At 62.0% G+C, this 26,178-nt stretch carries 23 protein-coding genes; 7 read left to right on the top strand and 16 right to left on the bottom strand.

Translation table 11 applies throughout. The annotated features are described in order from the left end of the window. Positions 1-67 precede the first annotated feature (67 nt). The 3 genes from PRZ01_RS08520 to PRZ01_RS08510 all read left to right on the top strand — a co-directional run bounded on the left by PRZ01_RS08520 (position 68) and on the right by PRZ01_RS08510 (position 2,681). Positions 68-1,219 (top strand): branched-chain amino acid ABC transporter substrate-binding protein, encoded by a 1,152-nt coding sequence (locus PRZ01_RS08520; RefSeq protein ID WP_273596340.1) that lies wholly within the window; start codon positions 68-70, stop codon positions 1,217-1,219. 267 nt (positions 1,220-1,486) lie between these two features. Further along, positions 1,487-2,011, top strand: a complete 525-nt coding sequence (locus PRZ01_RS08515) for a dihydrofolate reductase (RefSeq protein WP_273596339.1) — start codon at positions 1,487-1,489, stop codon at positions 2,009-2,011. A gap of 91 nt (positions 2,012-2,102) precedes the next feature. Beyond that, positions 2,103-2,681: a DUF4337 domain-containing protein gene (locus PRZ01_RS08510; protein WP_273596338.1), complete on the top strand. Its 579-nt coding sequence runs from the start codon at positions 2,103-2,105 to the stop codon at positions 2,679-2,681. Between the two features lie 9 nt (positions 2,682-2,690). On the opposite strand, the gene PRZ01_RS08505 is transcribed toward PRZ01_RS08510, so the two are convergent. Genes PRZ01_RS08505 through PRZ01_RS08485 form a run of 5 tightly spaced genes read right to left on the bottom strand, consistent with a single transcriptional unit; the run spans position 2,691 to position 8,810 of the window. Beyond that, positions 2,691-2,915 carry a formate dehydrogenase subunit delta gene (locus PRZ01_RS08505; protein WP_273596337.1) on the bottom strand — a complete coding sequence of 75 codons (225 nt, stop codon included), beginning with the start codon at positions 2,913-2,915 and terminating at the stop codon, positions 2,691-2,693. Between the two features lie 55 nt (positions 2,916-2,970). After that, positions 2,971-3,804, bottom strand: a complete 834-nt coding sequence (gene fdhD, locus PRZ01_RS08500; protein WP_273596336.1) for a formate dehydrogenase accessory sulfurtransferase FdhD — start codon at positions 3,802-3,804, stop codon at positions 2,971-2,973. Next, positions 3,801-6,728, bottom strand: coding sequence for a formate dehydrogenase subunit alpha (fdhF, locus tag PRZ01_RS08495; RefSeq protein WP_273596335.1), 2,928 nt, complete (start codon positions 6,726-6,728; stop codon positions 3,801-3,803). The genes fdhD and fdhF overlap by 4 nt, the downstream gene beginning before the upstream one ends. Positions 6,729-6,738: 10 nt before the next feature. Beyond that, positions 6,739-8,349 carry a formate dehydrogenase beta subunit gene (locus PRZ01_RS08490; protein WP_273596334.1) on the bottom strand — a complete coding sequence of 537 codons (1,611 nt, stop codon included), beginning with the start codon at positions 8,347-8,349 and terminating at the stop codon, positions 6,739-6,741. After that, positions 8,346-8,810 (bottom strand): formate dehydrogenase subunit gamma, encoded by a 465-nt coding sequence (locus PRZ01_RS08485; RefSeq protein WP_273596333.1) that lies wholly within the window; start codon positions 8,808-8,810, stop codon positions 8,346-8,348. Before PRZ01_RS08485 ends, PRZ01_RS08490 begins: the two co-directional genes overlap by 4 nt. Before the next feature lie 180 nt (positions 8,811-8,990). Between PRZ01_RS08485 and xth the strand changes: the two genes are divergently transcribed. Further along, complete coding sequence (xth, locus tag PRZ01_RS08480; RefSeq protein WP_273596332.1) at positions 8,991-9,755, top strand: exodeoxyribonuclease III; 765 nt, start codon at positions 8,991-8,993, stop codon at positions 9,753-9,755. A gap of 8 nt (positions 9,756-9,763) precedes the next feature. Here the strand turns inward: xth and sorU are convergent, their stop codons facing one another. The 8 genes from sorU to puuE form a co-directional block, all read right to left on the bottom strand. After that, on the bottom strand, positions 9,764-10,102 hold the full coding sequence (sorU, locus tag PRZ01_RS08475; RefSeq protein ID WP_273596430.1) for a SorU family sulfite dehydrogenase c-type cytochrome subunit: 339 nt from the start codon (positions 10,100-10,102) through the stop codon (positions 9,764-9,766). Positions 10,103-10,167: 65 nt separating this feature from the next. Then, a complete protein-coding gene (gene sorT, locus PRZ01_RS08470) occupies positions 10,168-11,406 on the bottom strand; it encodes a SorT family sulfite dehydrogenase catalytic subunit (RefSeq protein WP_273596331.1) in 1,239 nt (412 codons plus the stop codon). A gap of 179 nt (positions 11,407-11,585) precedes the next feature. Next, complete coding sequence (locus tag PRZ01_RS08465; protein ID WP_273596330.1) at positions 11,586-12,893, bottom strand: DEAD/DEAH box helicase; 1,308 nt, start codon at positions 12,891-12,893, stop codon at positions 11,586-11,588. A gap of 73 nt (positions 12,894-12,966) precedes the next feature. Then, positions 12,967-13,587 carry a methylated-DNA--[protein]-cysteine S-methyltransferase gene (locus PRZ01_RS08460; protein WP_273596329.1) on the bottom strand — a complete coding sequence of 207 codons (621 nt, stop codon included), beginning with the start codon at positions 13,585-13,587 and terminating at the stop codon, positions 12,967-12,969. Beyond that, positions 13,556-14,605, bottom strand: a complete 1,050-nt coding sequence (gene dusA, locus PRZ01_RS08455) for a tRNA dihydrouridine(20/20a) synthase DusA (RefSeq protein ID WP_273596328.1) — start codon at positions 14,603-14,605, stop codon at positions 13,556-13,558. Before dusA ends, PRZ01_RS08460 begins: the two co-directional genes overlap by 32 nt. A 210-nt stretch (positions 14,606-14,815) precedes the next feature. Beyond that, the gene (locus PRZ01_RS08450; protein ID WP_273596327.1) at positions 14,816-16,084 is read right to left on the bottom strand and encodes a M20/M25/M40 family metallo-hydrolase; all 1,269 of its coding nucleotides are present in this window, start codon (positions 16,082-16,084) and stop codon (positions 14,816-14,818) included. Beyond that, positions 16,081-17,868, bottom strand: coding sequence for a 2-oxo-4-hydroxy-4-carboxy-5-ureidoimidazoline decarboxylase (gene uraD / locus PRZ01_RS08445; RefSeq protein WP_273596326.1), 1,788 nt, complete (start codon positions 17,866-17,868; stop codon positions 16,081-16,083). The genes PRZ01_RS08450 and uraD overlap by 4 nt, the downstream gene beginning before the upstream one ends. A 13-nt stretch (positions 17,869-17,881) precedes the next feature. Continuing rightward, positions 17,882-18,883: an allantoinase PuuE gene (gene puuE / locus PRZ01_RS08440; RefSeq protein ID WP_273596325.1), complete on the bottom strand. Its 1,002-nt coding sequence runs from the start codon at positions 18,881-18,883 to the stop codon at positions 17,882-17,884. A 386-nt stretch (positions 18,884-19,269) separates the two neighbouring features. Between puuE and PRZ01_RS08435 the strand changes: the two genes are divergently transcribed. Both PRZ01_RS08435 and PRZ01_RS08430 read left to right on the top strand, forming a co-directional pair. After that, the gene (locus PRZ01_RS08435; protein ID WP_273596324.1) at positions 19,270-20,481 is read left to right on the top strand and encodes a urate hydroxylase PuuD; all 1,212 of its coding nucleotides are present in this window, start codon (positions 19,270-19,272) and stop codon (positions 20,479-20,481) included. Positions 20,482-20,558: 77 nt separating this feature from the next. Continuing rightward, the gene (locus PRZ01_RS08430) at positions 20,559-21,437 is read left to right on the top strand and encodes an outer envelope protein (RefSeq protein WP_273596323.1); all 879 of its coding nucleotides are present in this window, start codon (positions 20,559-20,561) and stop codon (positions 21,435-21,437) included. A 10-nt stretch (positions 21,438-21,447) separates the two neighbouring features. On the opposite strand, the gene PRZ01_RS08425 is transcribed toward PRZ01_RS08430, so the two are convergent. Beyond that, positions 21,448-21,993, bottom strand: a complete 546-nt coding sequence (locus tag PRZ01_RS08425) for a hypothetical protein (protein WP_273596322.1) — start codon at positions 21,991-21,993, stop codon at positions 21,448-21,450. 155 nt (positions 21,994-22,148) lie between these two features. On the opposite strand from PRZ01_RS08425, the gene PRZ01_RS08420 reads away from it, so the two are divergent. Further along, complete coding sequence (locus PRZ01_RS08420) at positions 22,149-23,195, top strand: extracellular catalytic domain type 1 short-chain-length polyhydroxyalkanoate depolymerase (RefSeq protein ID WP_273596321.1); 1,047 nt, start codon at positions 22,149-22,151, stop codon at positions 23,193-23,195. Positions 23,196-23,230: 35 nt separating this feature from the next. Here the strand turns inward: PRZ01_RS08420 and PRZ01_RS08415 are convergent, their stop codons facing one another. Then, positions 23,231-24,889, bottom strand: a complete 1,659-nt coding sequence (locus PRZ01_RS08415) for a formate--tetrahydrofolate ligase (protein WP_273596320.1) — start codon at positions 24,887-24,889, stop codon at positions 23,231-23,233. Positions 24,890-25,030: 141 nt separating this feature from the next. Continuing rightward, positions 25,031-26,161 (bottom strand): enoyl-CoA hydratase/isomerase family protein, encoded by a 1,131-nt coding sequence (locus tag PRZ01_RS08410; RefSeq protein WP_273596319.1) that lies wholly within the window; start codon positions 26,159-26,161, stop codon positions 25,031-25,033. Positions 26,162-26,178: the final 17 nt, after the last annotated feature.

Below are 26,178 nucleotides of genomic sequence, written 5' to 3'. Positions count from 1 at the left end.
TGAACTGACTGCTTTCCAACCCGCCGCAGCGTGAAAGCTGCGGCCCTCTCAAAAAGGACTGACTCTGATGAACTTCAAGAAAAACTTCTCCTTTTCACTGCTGGGCGCCGGCGCCCTGCTGGCCGCTGGCGCCGCCTCTGCGCAAGAGGTCGTGGTGAAGATTGGCCACGTGGGCCCCACCAGCGGCGCCATCGCTCACTTGGGCAAGGACAATGAATTGGGCGCCCGCATGGCCGTGGACGAACTGAACGCCAAGGGCGTGCTCATCGGCGGCAAAAAGGTTCGACTGGAATTGCTGTCTGAAGACGACGCGGGCGATCCCAAGCAAGGCACCGCAGCGGCCCAAAAGCTGGTCGACGCCAAGGTCAACGGCGTGGTTGGTCACCTGAACTCGGGCACCACCATTCCCGCATCAAAGATCTATGCCGATGCCGGTGTTCCGCAGATTTCACCCTCTGCCACCAACCCCAAGTACACCCGCAATGGCTACAAAACCGCCTTCCGCGTGGTGGCTGACGACGTGCATCTGGGCGGCACGCTGGGCCGCTACGCTGCCAAAGACCTGCACGGCAAATCGATCGCTGTCATTGACGACCGCACGGCCTACGGCCAGGGCGTGGCGGATGAGTTCGAAAAAGGCGTGAAGTCGGCCGGCGGCAAGATTGCCGGGCGAGAATTCACCAACGACAAAGCCACCGATTTCAGCGCCATCCTGACCACCTTGAAGGCCAAGAAGCCCGATGTGATCTTTTTCGGCGGCATGGACGCCGTAGCAGGCCCCATCCTTCGCCAGATGAAACAGCTGGGCATGACCGCCAAGCTGATCGGCGGCGACGGCATCTGCACCGCTGAATTGCCCAAGCTGGCTGCCGGCACCATGGCCGACAACCAGGTCTACTGCGCGGAAGCGGGCGGCGTTGACGCCAGCCAGAAACAGGCGATGGAAGATTTCCGCGCCCGTTTCAAAGCCACCACCAAGCTGGAAGTTCAAGTCTACGCCCCCTACTCCTATGACGCCGTCGGCGTGATGGTCGCAGCCATGGTCAAGGCCGGCTCGGCCGACCCGGCCAAATACCTGCCCGTGCTGGCCAAGACAGAAGGCTACAAGGGCGTGACCGGCAATATCAGCTTCGACGCCAAGGGTGACATCAAAAACGGCGCGCTGACCCTCTACACCTACAAGAGCGGCAATCGCGAGGCCCTGTCGGTGGTGCGTTAAAGCACAAAAGTACTACGGCGCGAAGGCGTTCAACCATTCAAGTATTGAAGAATTGAGCGGGCCTGCGCTCCAAACGGGTTCACGGGCCCGAACTGGGTGTCCATGGGGAGAGCGTGTCCACCCGGATCGGTGCCCGTGAACCTTTGCGAGCTGACTCCGGCCCCTTTTTAGGCATCCGCCCTGGTTGAGAAACCTGGGCGGTTTTTTTTGCCCAACGCTCGGGTCGCTATCATTGCCAGAGCGCAAAACCCCTCAAGCTCACTGACCATGCCTACTGCTGACACAACGCCCCCGGCCAAGCGGCCGCAAATCAGCCTGGTGGCAGGCATTGCCCGTGGCGCTGCGCTGGGGCGCGACAACCAACTGCTGTGGCATCTGCCCGAAGACATGGCCCGCTTCAAGGCCTTGACCCTGGGCGCGCCGGTCGTCATGGGCCGCAAGACCTGGGACTCCCTGCCGCCCAAGTTCAGGCCCCTGCCCGGGCGCCGCAATCTCGTACTCAGCCGCACGCCGGGCCTGCAACTCAGTGGTGCCGAAGTGTTTGTCGATCTCGCCACGGCGCTAGCCGCTTGCAAAGATGAGGCGCGGGTCTCGGTGATCGGCGGTGCGCAAATCTATGCCGAAGCCCTGCCCGTGGCGGATCGCCTGGAGCTGACCGAAATCGACGCGGACTTCGATGCCGATTGCTTTTTTCCGCCCTGGGACCGCGAGCAGTTTGTCGAATCTGCCCGTGAAGTTCACCAAAGCACGCAGGGCTGGCGATTCGACTTTGTTACCTATCAGCGACGCTGAGTCAGCTTGCTCAACGTCATTCAAAATTTCAACGCCCCAGCTCCGCGCCGGGCGAACGCAACATTCATTCAACTCAAAGAGGAAATTCACCATGTCCGAAGACGGCTTCCACGTGCACGGCCCCCATGACCATGAGCTGGAACACGCCGGGCAACATGACCCCAAAGGCTTGGCGGGCCAGTTGGCCGTGATCACGGCCATTTTGGCCACTGTGGGCGCGATGTTCTCCTACATGGGCGGTGCGACCCAGGCCAACGCCGGCCTGTTCAAGAACGACGCGGCCATCAAAAAGACGGAAGCGGCCAACCAGTGGGCGCTGTACCAGTCCAAGAGCAACAAGCAAAACTTGGCCGAATTGGCCGCTGCCTTGGTAACCAGTGATGCACAGAAGGCCAAATACACCGCCGAAGTAGAGCGTTACAAGGTCGAAAAGGGCGAGATCAAGCACGAAGCCGAAAAGCTCGAAGAAGCCTCCAAAGCCTTCGATGAAAAGAGCGAAGCGCAGATGCATGAGCACCACCGCTGGGCGCAAGCCACCACTGCGCTACAGGTGTCCATCGCCCTGGCCGCCATCGCCTTGCTGACCAAAAAACGCTGGATGGAGAGTGCCACCTTGGTGATGGGCGGTCTGGGCATCGCACTCGGCGCCATGGCCTGGTTTCACTTTTAACGCGCCGCGCTACCCCAGCAAAAGCCGGTGCTGGGTCAGCGCCTCCCGAACAATCGGCAGCAGCGTCGGCGCCTGGGTGGCTTCAAGATGGGCCAGCAATTCCCGGCGCATGGTTGGGGTCCAGAACTTGCGCAGATGTTCGGCAATGCCTTGCGTCGCCTCCGCCGCATCCGGCATGGCCTGGAAAAACTGGCCGATGCGATTGGCCATGTCGATGAGATTGTCGATATGCATGTGGATGGGGTAATGCGGTGATGCCGTTATGCGGTGACGGGCGTTTGGAGCATGCTCACACGCCATCGGCGTGCAGTCCCAAGCGTTCAGGATGGGAGTAGGCCACGAGGTCGTCGCCCCGTACAAAGCCCGCCAGCGCAAGCCCGCAACTCAGGGCGCATTGCACGGCCAGAGCGGTGGGTGCTGACACGGCGGCCAGCACGCCAACGCCCGCCATGGCGGCCTTTTGCACCATCTCGAAACTTGCTCGGCTGGTGATGCAGACAAAACCCTCGCGGCTTGAAATTCCTTGGCGGGACATGGCGCCGATCAGCTTGTCCAGCGCGTTATGGCGGCCAATGTCTTCACGCACCAGCAGCACCTCGCCCTCTGGCGAACACCAAGCTGCCGCGTGGGTGGCACCGGTCAGTTGCTGGATGATTTGATGGGCTCTCAGCCCCTGTTGTGCCTTTGTCAGCGCGCCGGGCTGCAAGCGGGTCGGCGGCACGCTGGCCAGCGCCTGCCGCACCTGGGCCAGGCTGTCGGCACCGCACAAGCCGCAGCCGGTTCGCCCGGCTAGGCTGCGGCGGCGTTCTTTCAAGCGCCATTCACAGGCGGCCGCAACTTCGAGCTGCAGTTCGATGCCGTCGGCAAGCGGGGCCACCTCCACCCCGTACAACTCAGCAGGCTCTTTGAGCAGGCCTTCGCTCAAGCCAAAGCCCAGCGCAAAATCTTGCAGATCTGCCGGGCTGGCCAGCATGACGGCATGGGTGATGCCATTGAAAACCAGCGCAATCGGCACCTCCTCTGCCAGACAGTCGGGTTGAGCCTGGACCTCCCCCTTGCGCCAAGTGGTGACCTGCGTCGCCCGCACGCCGGGCGGCCATTGGGGCACGTCCATGATGCTCATGAAGGGTGCGTCGCGGGGGCTTGACGCGGGATCGGGTCAGCTTCAGCGGGCGGCGTGTGAGCCTGCGCAGCAAAGGCCAATTGCTGGTGGTTGAACTGCGCGTACTGCTGCTGCCACGCCGACTTCTCGGACACCTTGCTCACCTGCACCGCAGTCACCTTGTACTCCGGGCAATTGGTGGCCCAGTCGGAGGAGTCGGTGGTGATCACGTTCGCACCCGACTCCGGAAAGTGGAAGGTGGTGTACACGACGCCCGGCTGCATGCGCTCGCTGATCTCGGCACGCAACACGGTTTGCCCCGCCCGGCTGGCAATGCCGACCCAATCGCCTTGCTGAATGCCGCGTTCTTCAGCGTCATGGGGGTGAATGTCCAGCTTGTCTTCGTGATGCCACTGGTTGTTGGCGGTGCGGCGAGTTTGGGCGCCCACGTTGTACTGACTGAGAATACGCCCGGTGGTCAGCAGCAGCGGGAATTTGCGGGTCACCTTCTCAGAGGTGGGCACATATTGTGTGTTGAAGAAACGGCCTTTGCCGCGCACAAACCGGTCGATGTGCATCAGCGCAGTGCCGGCTTCCAGCGTGCTCTCGTTGCAAGGCCATTGCACGCTACCCAGGCGCTCAATCTTGTCGTAGCTGACACCGCTGAAACTTGGCGTCAGCGCCGCAATCTCCCGCATGATCTGCTCGGGGTGCGTGTAGCTCATGGGGTAGCCCAGGGCGATAGCAAGCCGCTGCGTCGCCTCCCAGTCACCCAGGCCGGACAGGGGCGGCATCAGCTGGCGCACGCGTGAAATCCGCCGCTCCGCATTGGTGAAGGTACCGTCTTTCTCCATGAAGGAGCTGCCCGGCAACAAAACATGCGCGTACTTGGCGGTCTCATTGATGAAGATGTCTTGCACCACCACGCATTCCATCGCCTCCAAGGCGGCGGCCACGTGCTGCGTGTTCGGGTCCGACTGCACGATGTCTTCCCCCACGCAATACAGGCCCTTGAATGTGCCCGCCAAAGCAGCCTCGAACATGTTCGGGATGCGCAAGCCCGGCTCGGCCTGAAGCGGCACGCCCCAAGCCGCCTCGAAGCTGCCACGCACCGCCGCGTCTGAGACATGCCGATAGCCCGGCAATTCATGCGGGAAGCTGCCCATATCGCAACTACCCTGCACATTATTCTGGCCCCGCAGCGGGCTCACGCCCACGCCTTCACGGCTGAACATGCCACAGGCCATGGCGAGGTTGCAGATGCCGATCACCGTGGTCGAACCCTGGGCGTGCTCAGTAACACCCAGGCCGTAGTAGATGGCTGAATTGGGGCCGCTGGCGTACAGGCGAGCGGCCGCGCGCACATCTGCGGCGGGCACACCCGTGGCCGCCTCAAAGGCTTCGGGTGAATTCTCCGGTCGGGCGACAAATTCACGCCAGTCATGAAAGCTCTTGGTGTCGCAACGCTCAGCCACATAGGCTTCATTCACCCGCCCCTCAGTGACAACCACATGTGCGAGCGCGGTGATCATTGCAACATTGCTGCCGGGTCGCAAAGCCAGGTGATGCTGGGCACGCACATGCGGGCCGTCGACCAGATCGATGCAGCGCGGGTCGATCACGATCAAGCGGGCGCCCTGCCTCAGTCGCATTTTTAGGCGCGAGGCGAATACCGGGTGGGCGTCGGTCGGGTTGGCGCCCATGACCAGGATCACATCGGCCTCTTCCACCGACTTGAAGGTTTGTGTACCGGCGGATGTGCCCAGCGTGACCCCCATGCCATAGCCGGTGGGTGAATGGCACACCCGCGCACAGGTGTCGACATTGTTGTTGCCAAAACCAGCGCGAACCAGCTTTTGAACCAGGTACACCTCTTCATTGGTACAGCGGCTAGAGGTGATGCCGCCCACCGCATCGGTGCCGTGTTGGGCTTGAATGCGCTTGAATTCGCCAGCAGCAAAGGCAATGGCTTCGTCCCAACTCACCTCGCGCCAAGGGTCGCTGATCTTGGCGCGCACCATGGGGCGGGTGACGCGGTCTTTATGGGTGGCGTAGCTCCAGGCGAAACGGCCCTTGATGCAGGAATGCCCCTCGTTGGCCTTGCCGTCTTTCCACGGCGTCATCCGAACGACGGTATTGCCCTTCATCTCCGCCTTGAAGCCACAACCCACGCCGCAGTAGGCACAGGTGGTGATGAGGCTGTGTTCGGGTTGGCCCAGTTCGATCACCGTTTTTTCTTGCAGCGAGGCGGTCGGGCAGGCCTGCACGCAGGCGCCGCAAGACACGCAGTCGCTGTCCATGAAGGGTTGGTCTTGCCCGGCGCTCACCCGGCTGTCAAACCCGCGCCCGCTGATCGTTAGCGCGAAGGTACCTTGCACCTCTTCACACGCTCGCACGCAACGATTGCAGACGATACATTTGGATGCGTCAAAGCTGAAGTAAGGGTTAGAGGCATCAACTTTGGCATCGCAATGGTGGGCGCCAGCCACTCCGTCAACCGTTTGGCCGCCCACGCCATAACGTACGTTGCGCAGGCCCACAACGCCGGCCTGTGTTTGCAACTCGCAGTCGCCGTTGGCGCTGCAGGTGAGGCAGTCCAGTGGGTGGTCGCTGATGTAGAGCTCCATCACGCCTTTGCGCAGTTTTTGCAACTGCGGCGTCTGGGTGTGCACCACCATGCCGGCTGCGGCGGGTGTCGTGCATGAGGCCGGAAAGCCGCGGCGGCCTTCGATTTCAACCAAGCACAGGCGGCAGGAGCCAAAGGGCTCCAGGCTGTCGGTGGCGCAGAGCTTGGGAATCTGAATGCCCGCGTCCACAGCGGCGCGCATCAGCGAGGTGCCTTGTGGAACGCTGACAGCGTAGCCGTCGATGCTCAGCGTCACGTGTTCGTCGCTGGCTCGGGCCGGTGTTCCAAAATCAATCTCGGGTGGGGCAAGGTTTCGCATGGAAACTCCTTCAGATGTCCGGGCCGGTGGCTGGCGTGTCGGGCGCAGCGGTGCTGAGGCCAAAGTCAGCCGGGAAATGATTCAGTGCCGACAGCACCGGGTGCGGTGTCATGCTGCCCATGGCGCACAGGCTGCCCTGCGTCATGGTCTCGCACAGGTCGCGCAACAACTCGATCTGCTGTCCACGCTGCCCCCCCTGCGCGACACGGTCTAACACCTCAACCCCACGGGTCGAGCCAATGCGGCAAGGCGTGCACTTGCCGCAACTCTCAAGGGCGCAGAAGGCCATGGCATAGCGCGCCATCTTGGCCATATCGGTCTGATCGTCATGCACCACGATGCCGCCATGGCCCAGCACGGCGCCGACCGAGGCATAAGCTTCGTAATCCAGCGGCAGATCCCATTGCGACTCAGGCAGATACGCGCCCAAAGGCCCGCCCACCTGGGCTGCCTTGATGGGGCGGCCGCTGCGGCTGCCGCCGCCGAAGTCGAACATCAACTCGCGCAAGCTCACACCAAAGGCCACCTCGATCAACCCACCCTGTTTGATATTGCCGGCCAGCTGAAACGGCAGCGTCCCGCGCGAGTGCCCAACGCCGCATTCACGGTAAAAGGCCGCGCCTCGCGCCAAAATCAGCGGGACACTGGCCAGGCTGATCACGTTGTTGATGACGGTCGGCTGGCCGAACAAGCCCTGCAGCGCCGGCACCGGGGGCTTGGCCCGCACCACGCCGCGCTTGCCTTCGATGCTTTCGAGCATCGCAGTCTCTTCGCCGCACACATAGGCGCCCGCAGCCTTGCGCACTTCCAGGTGAAAAGCACGCCCAGAGCCTGCCGCGTCATCCCCCAACCAACCCGCAGCACCGGCGCGGCGAATGGCTTCATTCATGGTAGCCACCGCGTGGGGGTATTCAGCGCGGATGTACACATAACCTCGAGTCGCACCGACCGCAAGCCCGGCGATCGCCATGCCCTCGATCAGCATATAGGGGTCGCCCTCCATCGTCATGCGATCAGAGAAAGTACCCGAGTCGCCTTCATCCGCATTGCACACCACATACTTTTGCGCGGCCGCAGGCCCTGTCATGGCGGCCGCGGTCGCCGCCATGACAGTTTTCCATTTGATGCCCGTGGGAAAGGCCGCGCCGCCCCGACCGCGCAGGCCCGAGTCCATGACCTCCTGAACGATGGCCGCGCCTGCCATGCTGGCCGCACGGCGCAGCCCGGCCCAGCCCTCATGAGCCTCATAGTCGGCCAGGGACAACGGGTCGGTCACGCCCATGCGGGCAAAGGTGAGCCGATGCTGTCGCGCCAGAAAGGGAATCTGGGCCGTCAAACCGTGGCACAGCACATGAGGCGCGCCCTGCAGCAACCCAGCGTCGAGCAAGCTGGGCACATCGGCAGAGGTGACCGGGCCGTAGGCCACGCGGCCGGCGGCGGTTTCCACTTCCACCAGAGGCTCGATCCAGAACAGGCCCCGGGAGCCGTTGCGCACCACCTGCACCGGCCACCCCCGTTGCCGGCAGCCGTCGATCAAGGCTGCAGCCACTGCATCGGCCCCAACGGCCAAGGCGGCAGAGTCACATGGGACATAGAGTTTGACCGCAGCAGTGGCGCTCATGGTGTCAACTCCAGTGAGGCCAGCACCTGCGCAAGCCGCACCCCATCCACGCGGCCCAGCAACTGCCCGTCGATTTGCATGGCGGGCGAAGAGGCGCACAAGCCCAGGCAATACACCGGCTCCAGCGTGACAGCGCCATCAGCCCGCGTCTCATGCAGCTTGCACGCCAGAAGTTGCTCTGCCTCGGCCAGCAGCGCATCGCCCCCGCAAGCCTGACATGCCTCGGCGCGGCAAATCTGCACCACATGACGCCCCGGCGGCATGCTGCGAAAGAAATGGTAGTACGACAGCACCCCATGCACCTCAGCACGAGAAAGATTCAGGGCTTTGGCGATCGCCGGCACGGCTTCGGCAGGCACATAACCCAGTGCATCCTGGACGGCGTGCAGCAGGGGCAGCAAAGCGCCGGCCTGATCCTGGTGCTGCGCTATGAGTTGCGGAAGTTGGTCCTGCAGGTTCATCGAGGGGCCTTTTGTCTCGTAATAATGTGCGTATGGCGCTCTGTTAACACTGTAGATGACAACGGTCAGGGTCGCTGCGCAGCTTGAACACTAGATAGGCGACACAATGACCGCCAAGCCCGGCGGACGCCCATTTCACGGCCTCAGCACAACCGACGATATAAAAGGAAATTCAATCTTATGCGGCTCGCCACTTGGAACGTGAACTCTCTCGCTGTCCGCCTCCCTCAAGTGCTGGACTGGTTGGCGAGCAACCCGGTCGATGCCCTGGTACTGCAGGAAACCAAACTGACGGACGATAAGTTTCCGACGCTTGAAATCGGCGCCGCCGGCTATCAGGTGCAATGGTTTGGTCAGAAGACCTACAACGGCGTCGCCTTGCTGAGCCGTGAGCCTGCCGTGGGGGTGGTAAAAAACATCCCCGGCTTGGCCGACGAGCAAGCCCGTGTGATTGCTGGCACGGTGGCTGGCGTGCGCTGCATCGGTGCCTATTTCCCAAACGGGCAGGCGCCAGACAGTGACAAATTCGTCTACAAAATGGGCTGGCTGGACGCACTGCGGGCCTGGGTGGCCGATGAGCTAAAAACCCACGACAAGCTCGTGCTGATGGGTGATTTCAATATCGCGCCGGAGGACCGCGACGTTTACGACCCGGTGGCTTGGGCCGGGCAGATTCATTGCACGCCGCAGGAACGTGCGCATTTTCAGGGCCTGCTGGATCTGGGCCTGGTGGACGCCTTTCGCCTGTTCGAGCAGGCGCCAAAAAGCTGGAGTTGGTGGGACTACCGCAATCTGGCCTTCCGCAAGAACCAGGGCCTGCGCATCGATCACATCTTGGTGAACGCGGCGTTGAAGAGCAGCGTCAAAACCTGCGTCATTGACAAGCTGCCACGCAAGAATGAGCGCCCCAGCGACCACGCGCCGGTGATCGTGGAGCTCGGTTGAATAGCGCCTTACTTGCTTGCAGCCGAAGCCGCTGAGGCCCCGCCGCTGGCCTGCGCCACATAACGCGCCAAGGCCTGCATCTCCTGCTCAGTCAGCCCCAGGAATGAGGGCATAGCCCCCACGCCGCCGCTGCGCAAGGCCCGTTTGACACGCTCAGCATCGGGCTTGATTTCATCCAGGATCGGGCCAATGGCGCCTTCGGCGTCAGCGTCCTTCAAGGTATGGCACAAGGCGCAGGCCGCGGGCTTGGCCGTCTCGGTGAAGAGTCGTTTCCCTAAGGCCAATTCGGCCTGTGCGCCAGCCAGAGCGGGTGCTGAAGTTTGCGCCTGCGCAAGCGTGGGGGCGATTCCCAGGCCGCACAGGCCCGCAAGCAAGTAGGCCACCGCTGCGCCGCGAGCCCAATGCAAGACCCTCACGACAAAGTGACCGTCACAGCGTGATCGGCCCAGCTGTTGTTGTTGTAGCCATGCACATTCTCCAGACGCTGCTCAGGCTGCACATGGCCAGCCGTATCTGTAGCGCGTGACACCAGCTGGTGGGTGCCGGGCGGCAAAATCACCGCCAGCGCAAATTGGCGCCACGCGTACTTACCCAATTCGGGGCCGATGAAGCGTGCGTCGCGCCAGTGTTTGCCGCCGTCAACCGACACCTCCACCCGCTTGATGGCGTGCGCCCCCGCAAAGGCAAGACCTTGAATTTGCACCGGACCCGCCGTGCCAGGCCGCTCGGGCAGAGGGCTATTGATCCATGACTTGACCGACATTTCCTGCACCGAGGGCTGGGTCGGGTCAGACGGGGTGCCGGGCGGCGAAATGCGGTAGCCGTGCGACATGATCTTGGCATCCGACTCTTGGGCGGTGAAGGCTAGGCGCTTGATGTACTTGATCTGATTGACACCTTGATAGCCCGGCACAATCAGGCGCAAGGGGCCGCCATGCGCCAGCGGAATCGGCTGGCCGTTCAGCTCCCAAGCCAGCAGCGCCTCGCCCATGGCCTGGGCCGACACCGAGCGCTCGACCATCACGCTCTTGGGGTCGATGCCTGCTGGCAAAACCTCGCCGCCCGTGCTGGTCATGAAAGGCATGCCGGGCAACGCCCCGCCAAGCAGTTCAACCACCTGGCGCACCGGCACGCCGGTCCAGACCACGCAGCCCGCAGCACCCACCGTCCAGGGCGTTCCGCTGGGTTTACTAGGAAAAAAGCCGCGCCCGTTGCCGGAGCACTGCAGCACCATGGGCAGCGATTCAAGGCCCACGGTCTTGAGTTCGCGCAGGCTCAGGCTGCGTGGGTTTTTAACGCCCTCGATGCTGATTGCCCAGGCCTCTCGATCATCCAAAATACTGGCTGCGGGTGCAGGCAGGTTGTTGCGCACGTACAAGTGCTCTGCGGGGGTGATCAGGCCCATGCCCTGCGATGCGCGTTTGGTCTCGATGGTCGTGCTGCTGTGCAAGATCATCGCGTTGGTATCTTTCCAGCTCACATAGGGCGGAAAGGGCTTGGGCACGGGCGGCAAGTTAGCGGCCGGCGCCGAGGCCATCTGGGCCTGCGCCGACCGCGTGAACGAGGCCAGGCCTGCTGCGGCAAGTGCCGAGGCACTGCCGGCCAACAACTGGCGCCGAGCCCGTTGCGTGGGAAGATTTTGTTCGCTCATGGGAGTCCTCAGACAGTCCGAAAATGAGCGAAATGGTACAGGGCAATGCATGACACATCCCCCTTGGCGAACCCTGATTCACTTGGCGAAAGTGTGAGTGGGTGTACGTGCTCCGCCCGGCCCGCAAACACTACAACTGCGACACAACGCGCAAAGTCACCCCAAGCGCGTACGCCGTGTCAATCACCCGAAGCGGCTTCTGCGGGCGATTCCAGCTTGGCTGCCGCTTCGCGCAGCTTGTCTTTCTTGCTCTTGCGGTGGCCCTTCACGCCGCCCACGCTGGCTGCAGCTGAAGCGACGGCCGAGGCTTCAAAGCCCTCGATCTGCTCACGCGGCACGCGTTGCCCCTGGCGTTTTTCGATCAGGCGGAAATGGGCCTCGCCATTGCTGAGCATCCCACTGATAAAGCTCACGGCCAAACCCGCTTCGCCCGCACGGCCAGTGCGGCCGATGCGGTGGGTGTAGTCGGTCGCCGAGCGAGGCAAGTCGTAGTTCAGCACCACCGGCAATTCCGGAATGTCCAGGCCGCGTGCAGCCACATCGGTGGCCACCAGCACCTGAATTTCGCCCGATTTCAACGCATTCAACACCCGCTGGCGCCCGCCCTGGCTCAACTCGCCATGCAGGGCTGCGGCCTTGACACCGGTTTTCCAGAGTTTTTCGGACACGTGCTCGGTGGCATATTTGGTGGCGACAAACACCAACACCCGCGTCCACCCTTCTTGCGTCAGCAGTTGCCGCAGCAGAGGCGTGCGCCGGGCCTCGTCCACCACAATGGCGCGTTGATGAATGGCCGCGATCCGCTGCGGCTCCGGCGTGATTTCAATGCGCACCGGCGCCTGCAACAAGGCCTGCGCCAAGGCTTCCACTGGCTTGGCAAAGGTGGCCGAGAAAAACAGGTTCTGGCGGTGCTCAGGCAACGCCTCCAGCACGCGTTGCATTTCTTCGCTGAAACCCAGATCGAGCAAGCGGTCGGCCTCGTCCAGCACCAGGCAACCCACATCGGCCAAGCTCAGCCCCCGATGCGCCAGCAGGTCCAACAATCGCCCCGGCGTAGCAACAACGATGTCACTGCCACCGCGCAAGGCCATCAGCTGCGGATTGATGGAAACACCGCCAAACGCCAACGTCACCTTCAAGGACATGGGGGCATCCCCCGTTTCGCGCAAAATCTGCACCAGCCCCTCAAAGGTTTCGCCCACCTGAACTGCCAATTCGCGAGTAGGCACCACCACCACGACGAGGGGCAGGCGTGGGCCCGCTTGGCCTTGCTCACGCGACTGCAGGCGATGGCGATACACGTGCTGCAAAAGCGGCAAGGCATAGGCCGCCGTTTTGCCGGAGCCAGTCTGCGCCAGGCCGAGCACATCGTGTCCGTCGAGAATGGCCGGTATGGCCTCGGTCTGAATGGCCGTGGGGGCGTGGTAGCCCTGCACCCGCACAGCGCGGAGCAAGGCGGGCGACAGGCCCAAGGTAGCGAAAGACATAGTGGGCCTAAAAGTGAGTCGCCGATTTTACGGCTTGCGCCCGCAGGGCGCGATGGATGCGCACGAAGCAGGCTCAGGCCTGGGGGTCGAACAAAGATTGCTGCTCGGCCACCGCTTGCCCGCTGGCCCGCGCCTCAATCATCAGCAAGAGGCGCTTGGTCGCCACCCCGCCATGGGCTGAAAAACCGCCCTGCCCGCCGTTGAAGCCGCCAGCCGCCGCTAACACACGATGGCAAGGCACGATGGGCGCAAAAGGATTGTGCCCTTCGGCACGTCCCACCGCCCGGGCTGCGCCGGGCTTTCCCAAGCGGGTGGCCACCTCGCCATAGCTGAGCGTTTGGCCCACAGGAATCTGGCGGGTCAAGGCAAGCACCTGCACGTCAAAGGGCGGTAAGGCACGCTCATCCAGTTGAACCGCCAGCAATTCTTGTGTGTCGGCGGTTTCACCCGCCAAAAGGCGCTGAATCGCCTGAATGGCAGCTTGCACGCTGGGCGGCACATCCTGCGCCGCGACTTCAAGCGCTTGGGCGAAACGTACCCGCATGCGGTCGCGCGTGGCGCCCGTGCTTTCTTCCGGCAGTTGTGAGCCGATGACACCGTGCTCGCCCCAAGCGATGCCGCAAGCACCCAGGGCAGTGTCGAAACAATGGAACCGCAAGCGCTCAGGCGAGTCGCTGCTGAAACTGTTCTTCATGCGCCTGCACCTGTGCGGCAACGCCAGTGCGGGCCTGCGTGGCCACCGCCGCAACTTCGGCCACCGGCATCGATTTGTATTGATGGTCCGACCAGATCTGCCGCCAGCGGCGCGAGCCCGCCTGACCGTTCCACAAGCCCAGGGCGTGGCGCATGCCCTGGCTCCACGAACGTCCGCTCGCCGCCACCTGCGCCTGCAAGTAGTCGAGCCATGCCGCCTCCACCTGCTCGCGACTCAATGCCGGCCCGGCTTCAGCGAAGAAAGTTTCGTCCCAGGCCGCCATCTGCCAAGGCTCGTGATAGGCCTGCCGGCCCACCATCACCCCGTCCACATGCTGCAATTGCTCGGCGATCTCGGCGTCGGCCTTGATGCCACCGTTCAGCACGATGGTGAGGTGCGGAAACTCGCGCTTGAGTTGATGCACGATCTCATAGCGCAAGGGCGGCAACTCCCGGTTCTCCTTGGGCGAGATGCCTTGCAACCAGGCATTGCGGGCATGGACGATGAAGACCTCGCAGCCGGCCTCGGCAATCTGGCCAACAAAATCGCGCACAAAGTCGTAGCTTTCAACGCGGTCAACGCCAATGCGGTGCTTGATGGTGACCGGGATGCTAACGGCATCTTTCATCGCCTTCATGCCCTGCGCAACCAAGGCCGGCTCGGCCATCAAACAAGCCCCGAAAGCACCTCGTTGCACCCGCTCACTGGGGCAACCGCAGTTCAGGTTGACCTCGTCATAACCCCACTTCTCGGCAAGCTTGGCACAGGCCGCCAAATCCGCAGGCTCAGAGCCCCCCAGTTGCAAGGCCACCGGGTGCTCGATCTCGTTGAAATCCAGATGGCGCGGCTGATCGCCATGCAGCAAAGCACCGGTCGTCACCATCTCAGTGTAAAGCCGCGTATGCCGGGTCAACAGGCGGTGGAACACCCGACAATGTCTATCGGTCCAGTCGAGCATGGGCGCAACCGAAAGGCGCCACGGGTTGTAAGGTGTTGATTTATCCAAGGAATTCGTCATTTTTCAGAGACGTTGCAAACTGAGTTTGCTCCGTTTTGCCCAGGAAAGCACCCAGCGAGTGCGGCGCGAGTACCTGGGGCTTTTCAAGGGCCGACTTGGGTGGCACCTGCAAGGAAAACAAAGTGGCATGTGGGTGTCGATTATCTCAGGAGACGGCCAAGAGCGTGCCACAAGGGGGCATCGAGCCCACCTGACCGGAGCCGCCGCGCTTCAACCCGCCCACAGCAAATCCAGCAACGTGCGCGCCACCACTTGGGTGGCGCGGCGCAGGTCCTCAAGGCTCAGATGCTCGTCGGCCCGTTTGGCGTTGGACTCACGCACGGTGCGCGGCCCGGCGCCATAGATCACGCCGGGAATGCCGTGCTCGGCATACAGCCTAACGTCGGTGTAAAGCGGTGTACCCATGGCCGGAATGGGTTCACCGAACAGCTCTTGACCATGCCGCTGAATGGCGTCGACCAGTGGCTTGTTGCCGGCTTGCGGCGGCATGGCGCGCGCCAGCAACAGGCGGCGCACCGCCACCTGAAGATCATGGCCGCCGCGTGGCGGCTTGAAGCTGGTGGCTGCCTCGGCAATGGTGCGACGCAGGCTGGCTTCAACCTCCATGGGGTCTTCTTCAGGGATCATCCGGCGGTCCAATTTCAACACCACCTTGCCGGGCACCACGTTCGTATGGGTACCACCCTGGATGATCCCCACATTGAGATAAGGGTGGCTGATGCCGGGCACCTTGGAGCTGAGTTGCAGGTAGTCGCCGTTCAATGCGTAGAGTGCGTTCAGGATGTGTACAGTGCCTTGCAGTGCGTCGGTGCCGCTGTCCGGAATGGCGGCATGGGCCATATCACCCTGCACCGTCACCTCCAACTGCAGACAACCGTTGTGCGCCACAACCACCTGGTAGCTGAAGCCCGCTGCGATCATCATGTCGGGGCGTGTCAAACCCTGCTTGAGCAGCCAACCGGGGCCCAGTTCGCCGCCGTATTCTTCGTCATAGGTGAAGTGCAACTCGACACTGCCCTGGAGCAACACGCCCAGAGACTCCAGTGCACGCACCGCGAAGGCGAAGCTCGCCATGTCGCCCTTGCTGACTGCTGTTGCGCGGCCGTAGATTTTGCCGTCGACGATTTCGCCACCATAGGGCGTATGCATCCAGCCGTCACCGGGCGGCACCACGTCGCCATGCGCATTCAGGGCGATAGTGGGCCCCTGCGCGTAACAGCGCCGCACGATGAGGTTGGTGATGCTCTCCATCCCCGCTGCGCGTACCTCCGCCGGTGGCACTGCATGGTGCTCGGCGGGCAAGCCAATCGCAGCAAGTAACTCGGCGGTGCGCTCCGCGTGGGGCGCATTGTTGCCGGGCGGCGTGTCAGTGGGTACCTGAACGAGTTGCTGCAAAAAGCGCAACTCCTCGTCGAAATGCGCGTCGACCCAGGCATCAAGCCGTTCATATAAATCGTTATGTGGTGTGCTGGCAGTCATGGCAATTTAGAGCCCACGGCATCAATCAGGTGTTGAAAGGCACGGATGCTGAGCTCCGCGTCGTCGCTGGTGATGGACTCCAGCGGGTTGTGGCTGATGCCGGCATTCAGGCCGCGCACGAACAACATGGCCTGCGGCATCACCTCATGTAGCTTCATTGCGTCGTGCCCCGCGCCACTGGGCATGTGATGTAGCGGCAGGCCCAAGGCCGCGACGGCCTGGTCCCAGCACGCTTGCAAGGCGGGTGCACAAGGCGCCGCTGCAGCGCGCATGGCTTCTTCCAGGCTAAAGCGCAAATCGCGGCGTTCGCAGATGCGGCGCAGTTCCTGTTGAATGTCGTAGGCACAGGCATCGCGCACCGCATCGGTGGTGGCGCGGATGTCGAGGCTGAACTGGCAGCGCCCGGGCACCACGTTGATGGAGCCTTCAGGCACCTGCAACATGCCCACCGTGGCCACCAACCCGGGCACGGCCGAGGCACGTTGTTCAACAAACAGCAGCAGTTCGGCAACGGCCACTGCGGCGTCACGCCGGTGCCCCATGGGGGTTGTACCGGCGTGGCTGGCCATGCCGATCAACTCACCCATGAAGCGCACGCTGCCGTTGATCGAGGTGACCACACCCAGCGGCAGGTCCAGCGCATTCAGCACCGGCCCTTGTTCAATGTGTACCTCAACGAAGCCGAGGTAGCGGCTGGGTTCGCGGCGCAGCGCGGGGATGTCTTCCTCTCGCAAGCCGGCCGATTTCATGGCTTGGCGAAGGGAGATTCCCTGCGCATCTTGTTGATCCAACCATGCCGTATCAAATTGCCCAGTCAGCGCACTGGAGCCCAGGAAGGTGGCCTTGTAGCGCTGCCCCTCCTCTTCAGAAAACGCCACCACCTCGATGCTGAACGGCAGTCGCCTCCCCTGCCGGTGTAGTTCTCGCACACAGGCCATCGGCACCAGAATGCCGAGGCGCCCATCGTACTTGCCACCGTTGCGTACCGTGTCGTAGTGGGAGCCCGTCAACAGCCGTGGCGCCACCTCCGGTGCCGATGCAGCCGCGTGATAGCGACCCACGACATTGCCCACGGCATCGATCTCGACATGGTCAAACCCGCAATCGACACGCATCCACACGGCCAGCGTTTGAGCGCAAGCCTGGTGGGCCGGCGTCAGATAGGTGACGGTCAACTCGCCGCGCTCCGCAAAACCTGGGTCGCTGTAGGCGGCCAACTCTTCGGCCCGGTCCCACACCCAATGGCCCAGAACCGGATCAAACCCAAACTTGTCATTCAAGCGGATCTCGGCAATGCGGTGCACCTGGCGCAAGCCCTCAGCGAACTCGAAATCCGCGGGATTGTTCAAGCGTCGAGCCAAGGTTTCAATGATCTCCCCCCTCGACAGCCCCAGCCCCCGAGGGCCCCGCACCGCCAGGATGAAAGGAAAGCCGAAGCGGGCCGTGTAGTCAGCATTGAGTTGCTGAATCCGGGCGAATTCGGTCGGGCTGCACTGCGTCAAACCTGCACTGCCCTGCTCGTTCGCAGACTCAGTGGTCAGGGCCTGCGCCACCATGGCTTTGCCCGCCAACTCCGGGTGGGCGCGCAGCAGCGCCATTTGCGCGTCCACGCCAGCGGTACGAACGGAGGCGACCAACGCGTACTTCAGTTGCGCCAAGGTCTTGAAAGGCCGCCGTTGCCAAGCATGCTCAGCAACCCACGGCGAGTGTTCGTAAACGCCCGCCAATCGCGCCACAAAGTCAGCGCAGATCAAACCATTGAGTTCATCCAGTTTCAACATCATCGTGAAAGTCCGCTCAGCCCCATTGGAAGGCATGGTCAGGGTCGAAAGGGTGGGTGGCCTTCCAGTGCCGTGCAATATCGATGCGGCGGGTCACCCACACGCGGTCGTGGCGCTCGATGTGATCCAGAAAACGCTGCAGCGCGCGCATGCGCCCCGGGCGCCCCAGCAAGCGGCAATGCATGCCAATACTCATCATCGCGGGCTGTTCCGCCCCTTCGGCGTAATGCACGTCAAACGCATCACGCAGGTACTGGAAAAACTCGTCGCCGTGCGAATAGCCCTGCGGCAAGGCGAAGCGCATGTCGTTGCAATCCAGGGTGTAAGGCACGATCAGTTGCGGTGCGCAGCTCCCATCGGTTTTTCTAACCTTCAACCAGAACGGCAAATCGTCGCCGTAGTAGTCGCTGTCGTATTCGAAACCACCGTGATCCGCCACCAAGCGGCGCGTATTGGGGCTGTCGCGCCCGGTGTACCAACCCAAGGCGTGATCGCGCCCGCTCTTGCCGCTTATTTTCGTTGATCCACCGGTCAGTGCCTCGATGGTTTGCACGCACTGAGCCAGATGGTCGCGCTCCGTGGCTTCGTCAACGTGTTGATACGAAATCCAACGCCAACCGTGGCACGCAATCTCGTACCCCAGTTCGGCAAAGGCTGCGGTCACCTCGGGATTTCGGGCGAGTGCCATGCCGACGCCAAACACCGTCAAGGGCAACTTGCGCCGCTCGAACTCACGCAGCAGGCGCCACACGCCCACCCGTGAGCCGTATTCGTAAATACTCTCCATGCTGAGATGGCGCTCTGCAAAAGCCGGCGGGTTGAACATTTCAGACAAAAACTGCTCGCTGCCCGCATCACCGTGCAGAACCGAGTTCTCGCCGCCCTCCTCAAAATTCAACACAAACTGCACCGCCACCCGGGCCTGCTGCGGCCATGCGGCATGCGGCGGATTGCGCCCATAGCCCGACAAATCACGCGGATAGCCCGGCGGCAACGTCGTATGGCCAAGAGTACTCATGCGCGCACGCCTTTCCCGTCAAAAGTCTGAGGTTTCAAAATGGCAGCCCGATTTCACCTGAGAGCGATTCTGCTGCAGATTCTGTACCACCGGTGCCGTCGCTGATCGCGCTGGGGCTGTCGGACACACGACACGCACAACAGCGGTGCCCCTTGCACGACTCAAGCGCAACAGGCCTCAATTCAAGGCGAAACCTGGGCTGCAAACACGCCCCGGGCCGGCACAACTGTTGCTATGAAGTTGACACCGCGTGGCATCTCGGGAAAACCAGAGGTCATACTTGGAGAGCACGCCGTTTACAGTTTTTCAACAGCCACGGCGCGACCTCAGCGACGAATCACAGGCCTGAATAGCCCGTAGCCGCTCGCCGTTATTTTTGGAGCTTGATGGACACCTCTTATCTGCTTGACTGGGCAAATCTGCTGTTGCGATGGACGCATGTCATCACCGTCATTGCGTGGGCCGGATCGTCGTTCTACTTTGTTTTTCTCGACAACAGTCTGACCCCGCCCACCTCGCCTGAACTATTGGACAAAGGCGTGAGCGGTGAACTGTGGGCCGTGCACGGCGGCGGTTTCTACAACCCTCAAAAGTACCTGGTGGCACCAAAACAGCTGCCCAAGAATCTGCACTGGTTTTACTGGGAGAGTTACGCCACCTGGTTGTCGGGCATGGGCTTGTTCAGCGTGCTGTACCTGTTCAACGCAGGTACCTTCATGGTGGATCGGCGTGTACATGACTGGCCTGCGGCTGCTGCGGTTGGCACGGCCCTGGCCTTTTTGCTGGTGTTCTGGCTGGCCTACGACGCCATTTGCCGCAGCTTGGGACGCAAAAAAAATGGCGACTTGATTGTCGGTGCGTGCTTGCTCGTGCTGGTGCTGGGGGCGACTTGGCTGGCATGCCAGTTGTTTGCAGGGCGCGCCGCCTTTGTGCTGGTGGGCGCGATGTTGGCGACCAGCATGAGCGCCAACGTGCTGGTGTGGATCATTCCCGGGCAGCGCCGGGTGGTGGCCCAGCTCAAGGCGGGCCAAACGGTTGACCCTCTTCATGGTTGGCGTGCGAAGCAGCGCAGCGTGCATAACACTTATTTCACACTGCCTGTCTTGATCGCCATGCTATCCAACCACTACGGCTGGCTGTTTGAGGGCCCGCGCAACTGGGCCGTGCTGTCGGTGCTGATGGTGGCGGGCGCCTTGATTCGGCATTTTTTCGTGGCCCGGCACAAGGCTGCGGTGCAAGGTGTCAAGCCGCCGTATGCGACCGCGGCGGCCGGTGTGCTGATGGTGCTGGGCTTGATGGTCTGGTTGGCACCCGCGCCTTCTGCATCGCAAGCAAGGCCGGCAGATGCTGACGCGCCCGTTGCGTTTGCGGCGCTGAAAACCGTGATTGAGCAGCGCTGTGTCATGTGCCACAACGCGACGGTGCAGAACAAAGGCATTGCGCTCCATACCCCAGAGCTCATCCAGCAGCATGCGCAAGCCGTCTACCAACAGGCTGCGGTGCTCAAACAGATGCCGCTCAACAACGCCACACAGATCACCCAGGCCGAACGCTTGTTGATCAAACACTGGTTTGAGGCCGGCGCGCCTGCCCAATAACGCAATCAATCAACTGACTTCGACATTCCAGCAAGACCTTACCGATTCCCGATCCGCAAACAACTCTAGGAGCATTCATGAGTACGACAAAAAACACCTTCAAGGCCATCGCGCTGCCAACCCTGCTGCCAATCGCACTGGCTGCAGCGGCCCTGCCCGCGCAGGCGGCCGATTGGAGCGATACGTCCATCGGCATTCGAAGCGGCACCCAATTTGCCGAGCCCTTCAACCCCGATGACATCAAGAAGAACATCATCGACTTCAACCACGTCAGCGGCTACAAGTACGGAACCAACTTCTTCAACATCGATCTGCTGCTGTCTGACAACAAAGACCCAGCCGGCGCGGGCTCGTCCAATGGCGCCACCGAGGTTTACATCGTCTATCGCAACACCGTCAATTTTGAAAAGGTGAGCGGATCCGCCATCAAGTTTGGCCCGGTGCGTGGGGCGGGGTTGACCTTCGGCTTTGACGCCAACACCAAAACCGATGCGGGCTACAACTCCAAGAAGCGCATGCTGGTGGCCGGCCCGACGTTGATGTTCGATGTGCCAGGCTTTTTGGACGTTAGCGTGCTGGCCTTGTGGGAAAGCAATGCCCCGTACAGCACCTTCACCAAGGTTTCAACACCGCGTTACAGCTACGACGTGCACCCGATGTTGACTGCTGCGTGGGGCATTCCTATCGGCAGCAGCGGCTTTTCATTTGAAGGGTTTGCCAACCTGATTGCCTCCAAGGGAAAGGATGAGTTTGGCAATGACACGGCCACCGAGACCAATATCGACATGCAAATCATGTACGACCTGAGTGGCCTGATCAATGCGCAACCCAAGTCCTTCAAGCTGGGCTTTGAGTATCAGTACTGGAAAAACAAGTTTGGCAACAACAGTGACGGCCCTGCAGGCTCCGGCGCCTTCGCCAAGACGCCCATGATTCGCGCTGAGTACCACTTCTGAAGCAAGGCCCTCAATGGCAACTCTTGCCGAGTTGAAGGCCTCTCAGAAAGGCCCGGCGGGATTGGCCTGCAACCAGCGCGGCGGTGACGGCGCTTGAATGGCGCTCGGCACCGCTGAGTTTGCGCAACCAGCCTCGAAAAGGCAGCAGGTTCTCGCTGGCGCTGCGCAGGGCGCCGAAGGCAGCGTCCCCCGCCATCTCACCGCTCTTGGCCCAAGCGTCTTGCTGCTCCTTGCGTTGTGGTGAGTCAAGGTCAGGCCCCAAGGCCTTTTCCAAGGCTGCTGACTCATGCGCCAAGCCTGCGCAACTGGCATCGGGCGGCAATTTGTAGGGGGCCTCTTGCGCGGCCTGCAGCACATCGGGAATCTTGCTCTGCATCAGATTCAAGTCCTGCAAGGGCGCGGTAACGGCGTCACTCACGCGCTCATCGGCAGACGCCTTGTCGCCACTGCCCTCCACTTTGACGGGGCTGGTGCAGGCCAGCAGTGCTGGCAGCAATACCAGTGCCAAGCTTGCGGTGGACCACCGCAGCGTTTGTTCATTTTTTGCAGGATGCATCTCGATTCCTCTTTCACTTGGAACGTGTTGACGTTCTTCAATTGACGGCACGCGCCGCATGCCGCATGCCGCGTGGGGGCGCTGATTCCGTGCTGCCCATCGCTGTTGTACTTTATGCTTGCACGCACACCGTGCGTCCATTGTCTGCCCACCTCATGCGATTCTTGACGACCTTCACTCTCCTGTCGGTTTTGTGCGTTGCGCCCGTCGGGAGCGAGGCCGCGCCGACTTGGCAGGAGCGCATGCAAGCGCGGATGGCGCAAAGGCGTGCTGCGGCGCAGCCCGCGGACTGGTCGCCCGACCCAACGCAGATAAATTCGCACGCAAACCCGCAAGCAGGCCCATTGGGGCCGGGAGTCGTCAGCCTGTCTCTGTTGCACGACGGCCTTGTCCGCAAATACATCGTCCATGTGCCGCCCAGTTATGACGCCACCCGTGCTCAGGCCTTGGTACTAGCCCTGCACGGCGGTGGCGGGAGCGCAGACATCATGGCAGACAAGGATCGCTACGGCCTGGGCCGCAAGGCCGATGAAGCGGGCTTTATCCTCGTCTTTCCCAGTGGCTACAGCATTCTCCCGGGAGGGCGATTCGCGACCTGGAACGCGGGCGGCTGCTGCGGTGATGCGCGAGACCGTTCGATAGACGATGTGGGCTTTCTGCGTGCCGTAGTCGCAGCGGTGTCCGCCCGATTGAACATCGACCGAGAACAGGTTTTTGCCGTGGGCATGTCGAACGGCGGAATGATGGCGCATCGCTTGGCCTGCGACGCAGCAGACGTTTTCCGCGCGGTTGCATCTGTCGCGGGGACCGACGCCAGCACCCAATGCCAGCCCAGTTCACCGGTTTCGGTGCTGCACATTCACGCCAAGGACGACACCCACGTCTTGTTTGGAGGCGGCGCGGGGCCGGACGCCTTTCGGGACACCCGCAAGGTGATGGACTTTGTCTCGGTGCCTGATACCGTGGCGCGCTGGGTCCGCCGGGACCAGTGCCAAGCGACCCCGCACAAAACTCTGGATCGGGCGGGTGCCAATTGTGAAGCCTACAGCGGCTGCGCGGCCGGCGCCCGGGTGCAGTTGTGCGTCACAGCATCTGGCGGCCACTCCTGGCCGGGTGCCCAAGCGACACGCCTTGGCAAGGCCGTGCCCTCCATGGCCCTCGATGCAAACGAGGTGATCTGGAACTTCTTCCAATCCCGCTGAACCGATGCCGAAAGGCAAGGCCCAAGAAAAGGGACTCAGAACAGGCCGCTGATCCGGCCCGCTTCGTCCACGCCAATGTTCAGCGCCGCGGGACGCTTGGGCAAGCCGGGCATCGTCATGACGTCGCCGCAGATGGCCACCACAAACTCCGCCCCAGCGTTCAATCGCAATTCCCGCACGCGCAAGGTGTGGCCGCTGGCCGCGCCGCGCCAACTGGCGTCGCTGCTGAAGGAGTACGGCGTCTTGGCAATGCACACCGGGAAATGACCCCACCCGGCCGCTTGCCATTCTGCGAGTTGCTGCGCCGCCCGAGGCTCGAAGATCACCCCATCTGCGCGGTAGACCTTGGTGGCAACGGTGCGGATCTTCAACTCCAGCGTGTCTTCATCGGCATACAAGCGAGCGGCCGGCTTGCGCGGCAAGGCTTCGCACAAAGCCACCACTTGTCGGGCCAACTCCGCGGCGCCCACGCCGCCCTCCGCCCAGTGCGTGGCCAACACACAGACCACGCCCAAGGCTTTGCAGGCCGCTTCGATCTGTGCAATCTCCTCGGGGGTGTCGCTGTCAAAACGATTGATGGACACCACCACCGGCAACTCGTAATGCTGGCAAATGTTTTCCACATGCCGGCGCAAGTTGGCCAAGCCTTCGGTCAATGCTGCGATGTCATCGCCGCCACCGTGAAATTTAAGGGCACGCACCGTGGCCACCAGCACCGCACAGGCCGGTTGGAGCCCGGCTTTGCGGCACTTGATGTCGATGAATTTTTCAGCGCCCAGATCCGCACCAAAGCCGGCTTCGGTCACCACATAGTCGGCGAGCTTGAGCGCCGTTTGCGTCGCGATCACCGAGTTGCAGCCATGCGCGATATTGGCAAAGGGGCCGCCATGCACAAAGGCCAGCGTGCCCTCCAGAGTCTGAACCAGATTGGGCGCCAGCGCGTCCTTGAGCAAAGCGGTCATCGCGCCATCAGCCTGCAAATCACGCGCCGTCACAGCCTGCTTGTCCCGGGTGTAGCCCACCACGATATGCCCCAATCGGCGTTGCAGATCCGCAAGGGACGTGGCCAGGCAGAAAATCGCCATCACCTCGGAGGCGACCACGATGTCAAAACCATCTTGCCGCGGAAACCCGTTGCCCGGCCCCCCCAGGCCCACCGTGATGTCGCGCAAGGCACGGTCATTCATGTCCACCACACGGCGCCAGGTGATGCGCCGCACATCCAGGTCTAATGCATTGCCGTGGTGGATGTGGTTGTCGATCAGTGCGGCCAGCAGGTTATGCGCCAGGGCAATGGCGTGAAAGTCGCCGGTGAAATGCAGGTTGATGTCTTCCATCGGCAAGACTTGCGCGCGACCGCCGCCTGCGGCACCGCCCTTCATGCCGAAGCATGGCCCCAGCGAAGGCTCTCGCAAGCAGATGATGGCTTTTTTCCCAATTTGATTCAGGCCATCCCCCAGGCCGACGGTGGTGGTGGTCTTGCCTTCGCCAGGCGGGGTGGGCGAAATGGCGGTGACAAGAATCAGATGCCCGTCCGGCTCATCGGCGAGGCTTTGTACCTGCCCCAAACTCAATTTGGCTTTGTAATGCCCGTAGGGGCTGAGTGAATCTTCGGGCAGGCCGAGTTTGCGGTGCGCCAGGGGCAGGATCTTTTGCAGCGTGGCGGCTTGGGCGATTTCGATGTCGGTGGGCATCTTCGGTCAGGCTTTCTTGAACAGGATTTGGTCAAAAAATGGGGCAGCATCCGGTGGGATGCCGCCCTGATTGTCAGCGGTAGCGAAAACGGTGCAACGCTGCGGCGTACGGGGGTGAGGTACCGGCTGCCGCCGAGGTGCTCAGTCCAAATGGCGCAAGGGGTGCTGCGCGGGAGACCATGGTGATTCAAAAAACGCTTGGACTTCCGCCGCGGACACGGCCTCAATGTGCGCCGGGTTCCAACGCGGATGATGATCTTTGTCGACTGCCAATGCCCTGATGCCCTCAACCGTTTCGCTGTCCGAAACCTGCCTAAGGTGAAAGCAATGGTGAACCATATCGCGCTCCATGCGCAGGTCATCGGCGAGCGACAGGCTGCGCGCACGCTTGAGTTGCTCAACTGTCACGGCCATCATCAGCGGCGAGCGCTTGTTCAGCGTAGCCAATGTTTGAACGGCCCATTCATCGTCGCTGGCACCCAGAGCGGCCATGATGGCGCCAACGTCGGCGGGTTCAAAAAACTTGTCGATACGCGCGCGCAACTGTTGCTGGGTACCCGCCGGTGCCAGATCAACCCGTTCCATCACCGTGGCGACCACATGCTCGGCATTGCGCTGAGAACCGTTCATAAAGGCCTCGACGATACCGGGCAAGGCACTACTTTGAACAAAGACATCCCCCAAGCCAAACTCAATCGCGTCACCTGCGCTCAAGGTTTGTCCCGTTAGAGCCAACCAGCGTCCGGTTTGACCGGGACACTGGCTGAGAAAGTAGCCCCCGCCCACATCGGGGAACAGGCCAATGTGCGTTTCGGGCATCGCCAATTTGCTGTGCTCGGTCAGCACACGTAACTTGCAACCTTGGCTGATACCCATGCCGCCCCCCATGACAATGCCGTCCATCAGGGCAATGCTGGGTTTTGGGAACCGGTGGATCAGGTGATTGAGTTCGTACTCTTCGGTGAAAAAGTCTTCCAGCGAAGTATCGCCCGCCAACGCTGCGCGGTGGAAATAGCGGATGTCACCACCCGCGCAAAATGCCGGGGGCTTGCCCGGACGACCTGCCGCCATCAAGACCACGGCTTCAATCTCCGGGGCATTTGTCCAGGCTTTGAACAGCGCGGACAGATCGCGGACCATGCCCAGAGACAAAGCATTTAAGGCTTCAGGCCGATTCAGGGTGATGACACCCAGGCAGCCGTTGACGGTGGCCAGGATCTGGCCCTCAGACTGCAACGCGGGAATCAGGGCGGAACTCAAAGCGGCGTCCATGCCTCTCTCCGGAATAT

Source organism: Roseateles koreensis (genome assembly GCF_028595305.1).
GTDB classification, from domain to species: Bacteria; Pseudomonadota; Gammaproteobacteria; order Burkholderiales; family Burkholderiaceae_C; genus Paucibacter_A; species Paucibacter_A koreensis.
Note: the sequence above shows the minus strand (reverse complement) of the source record. Positions and strands in the feature narration are given on the sequence as shown.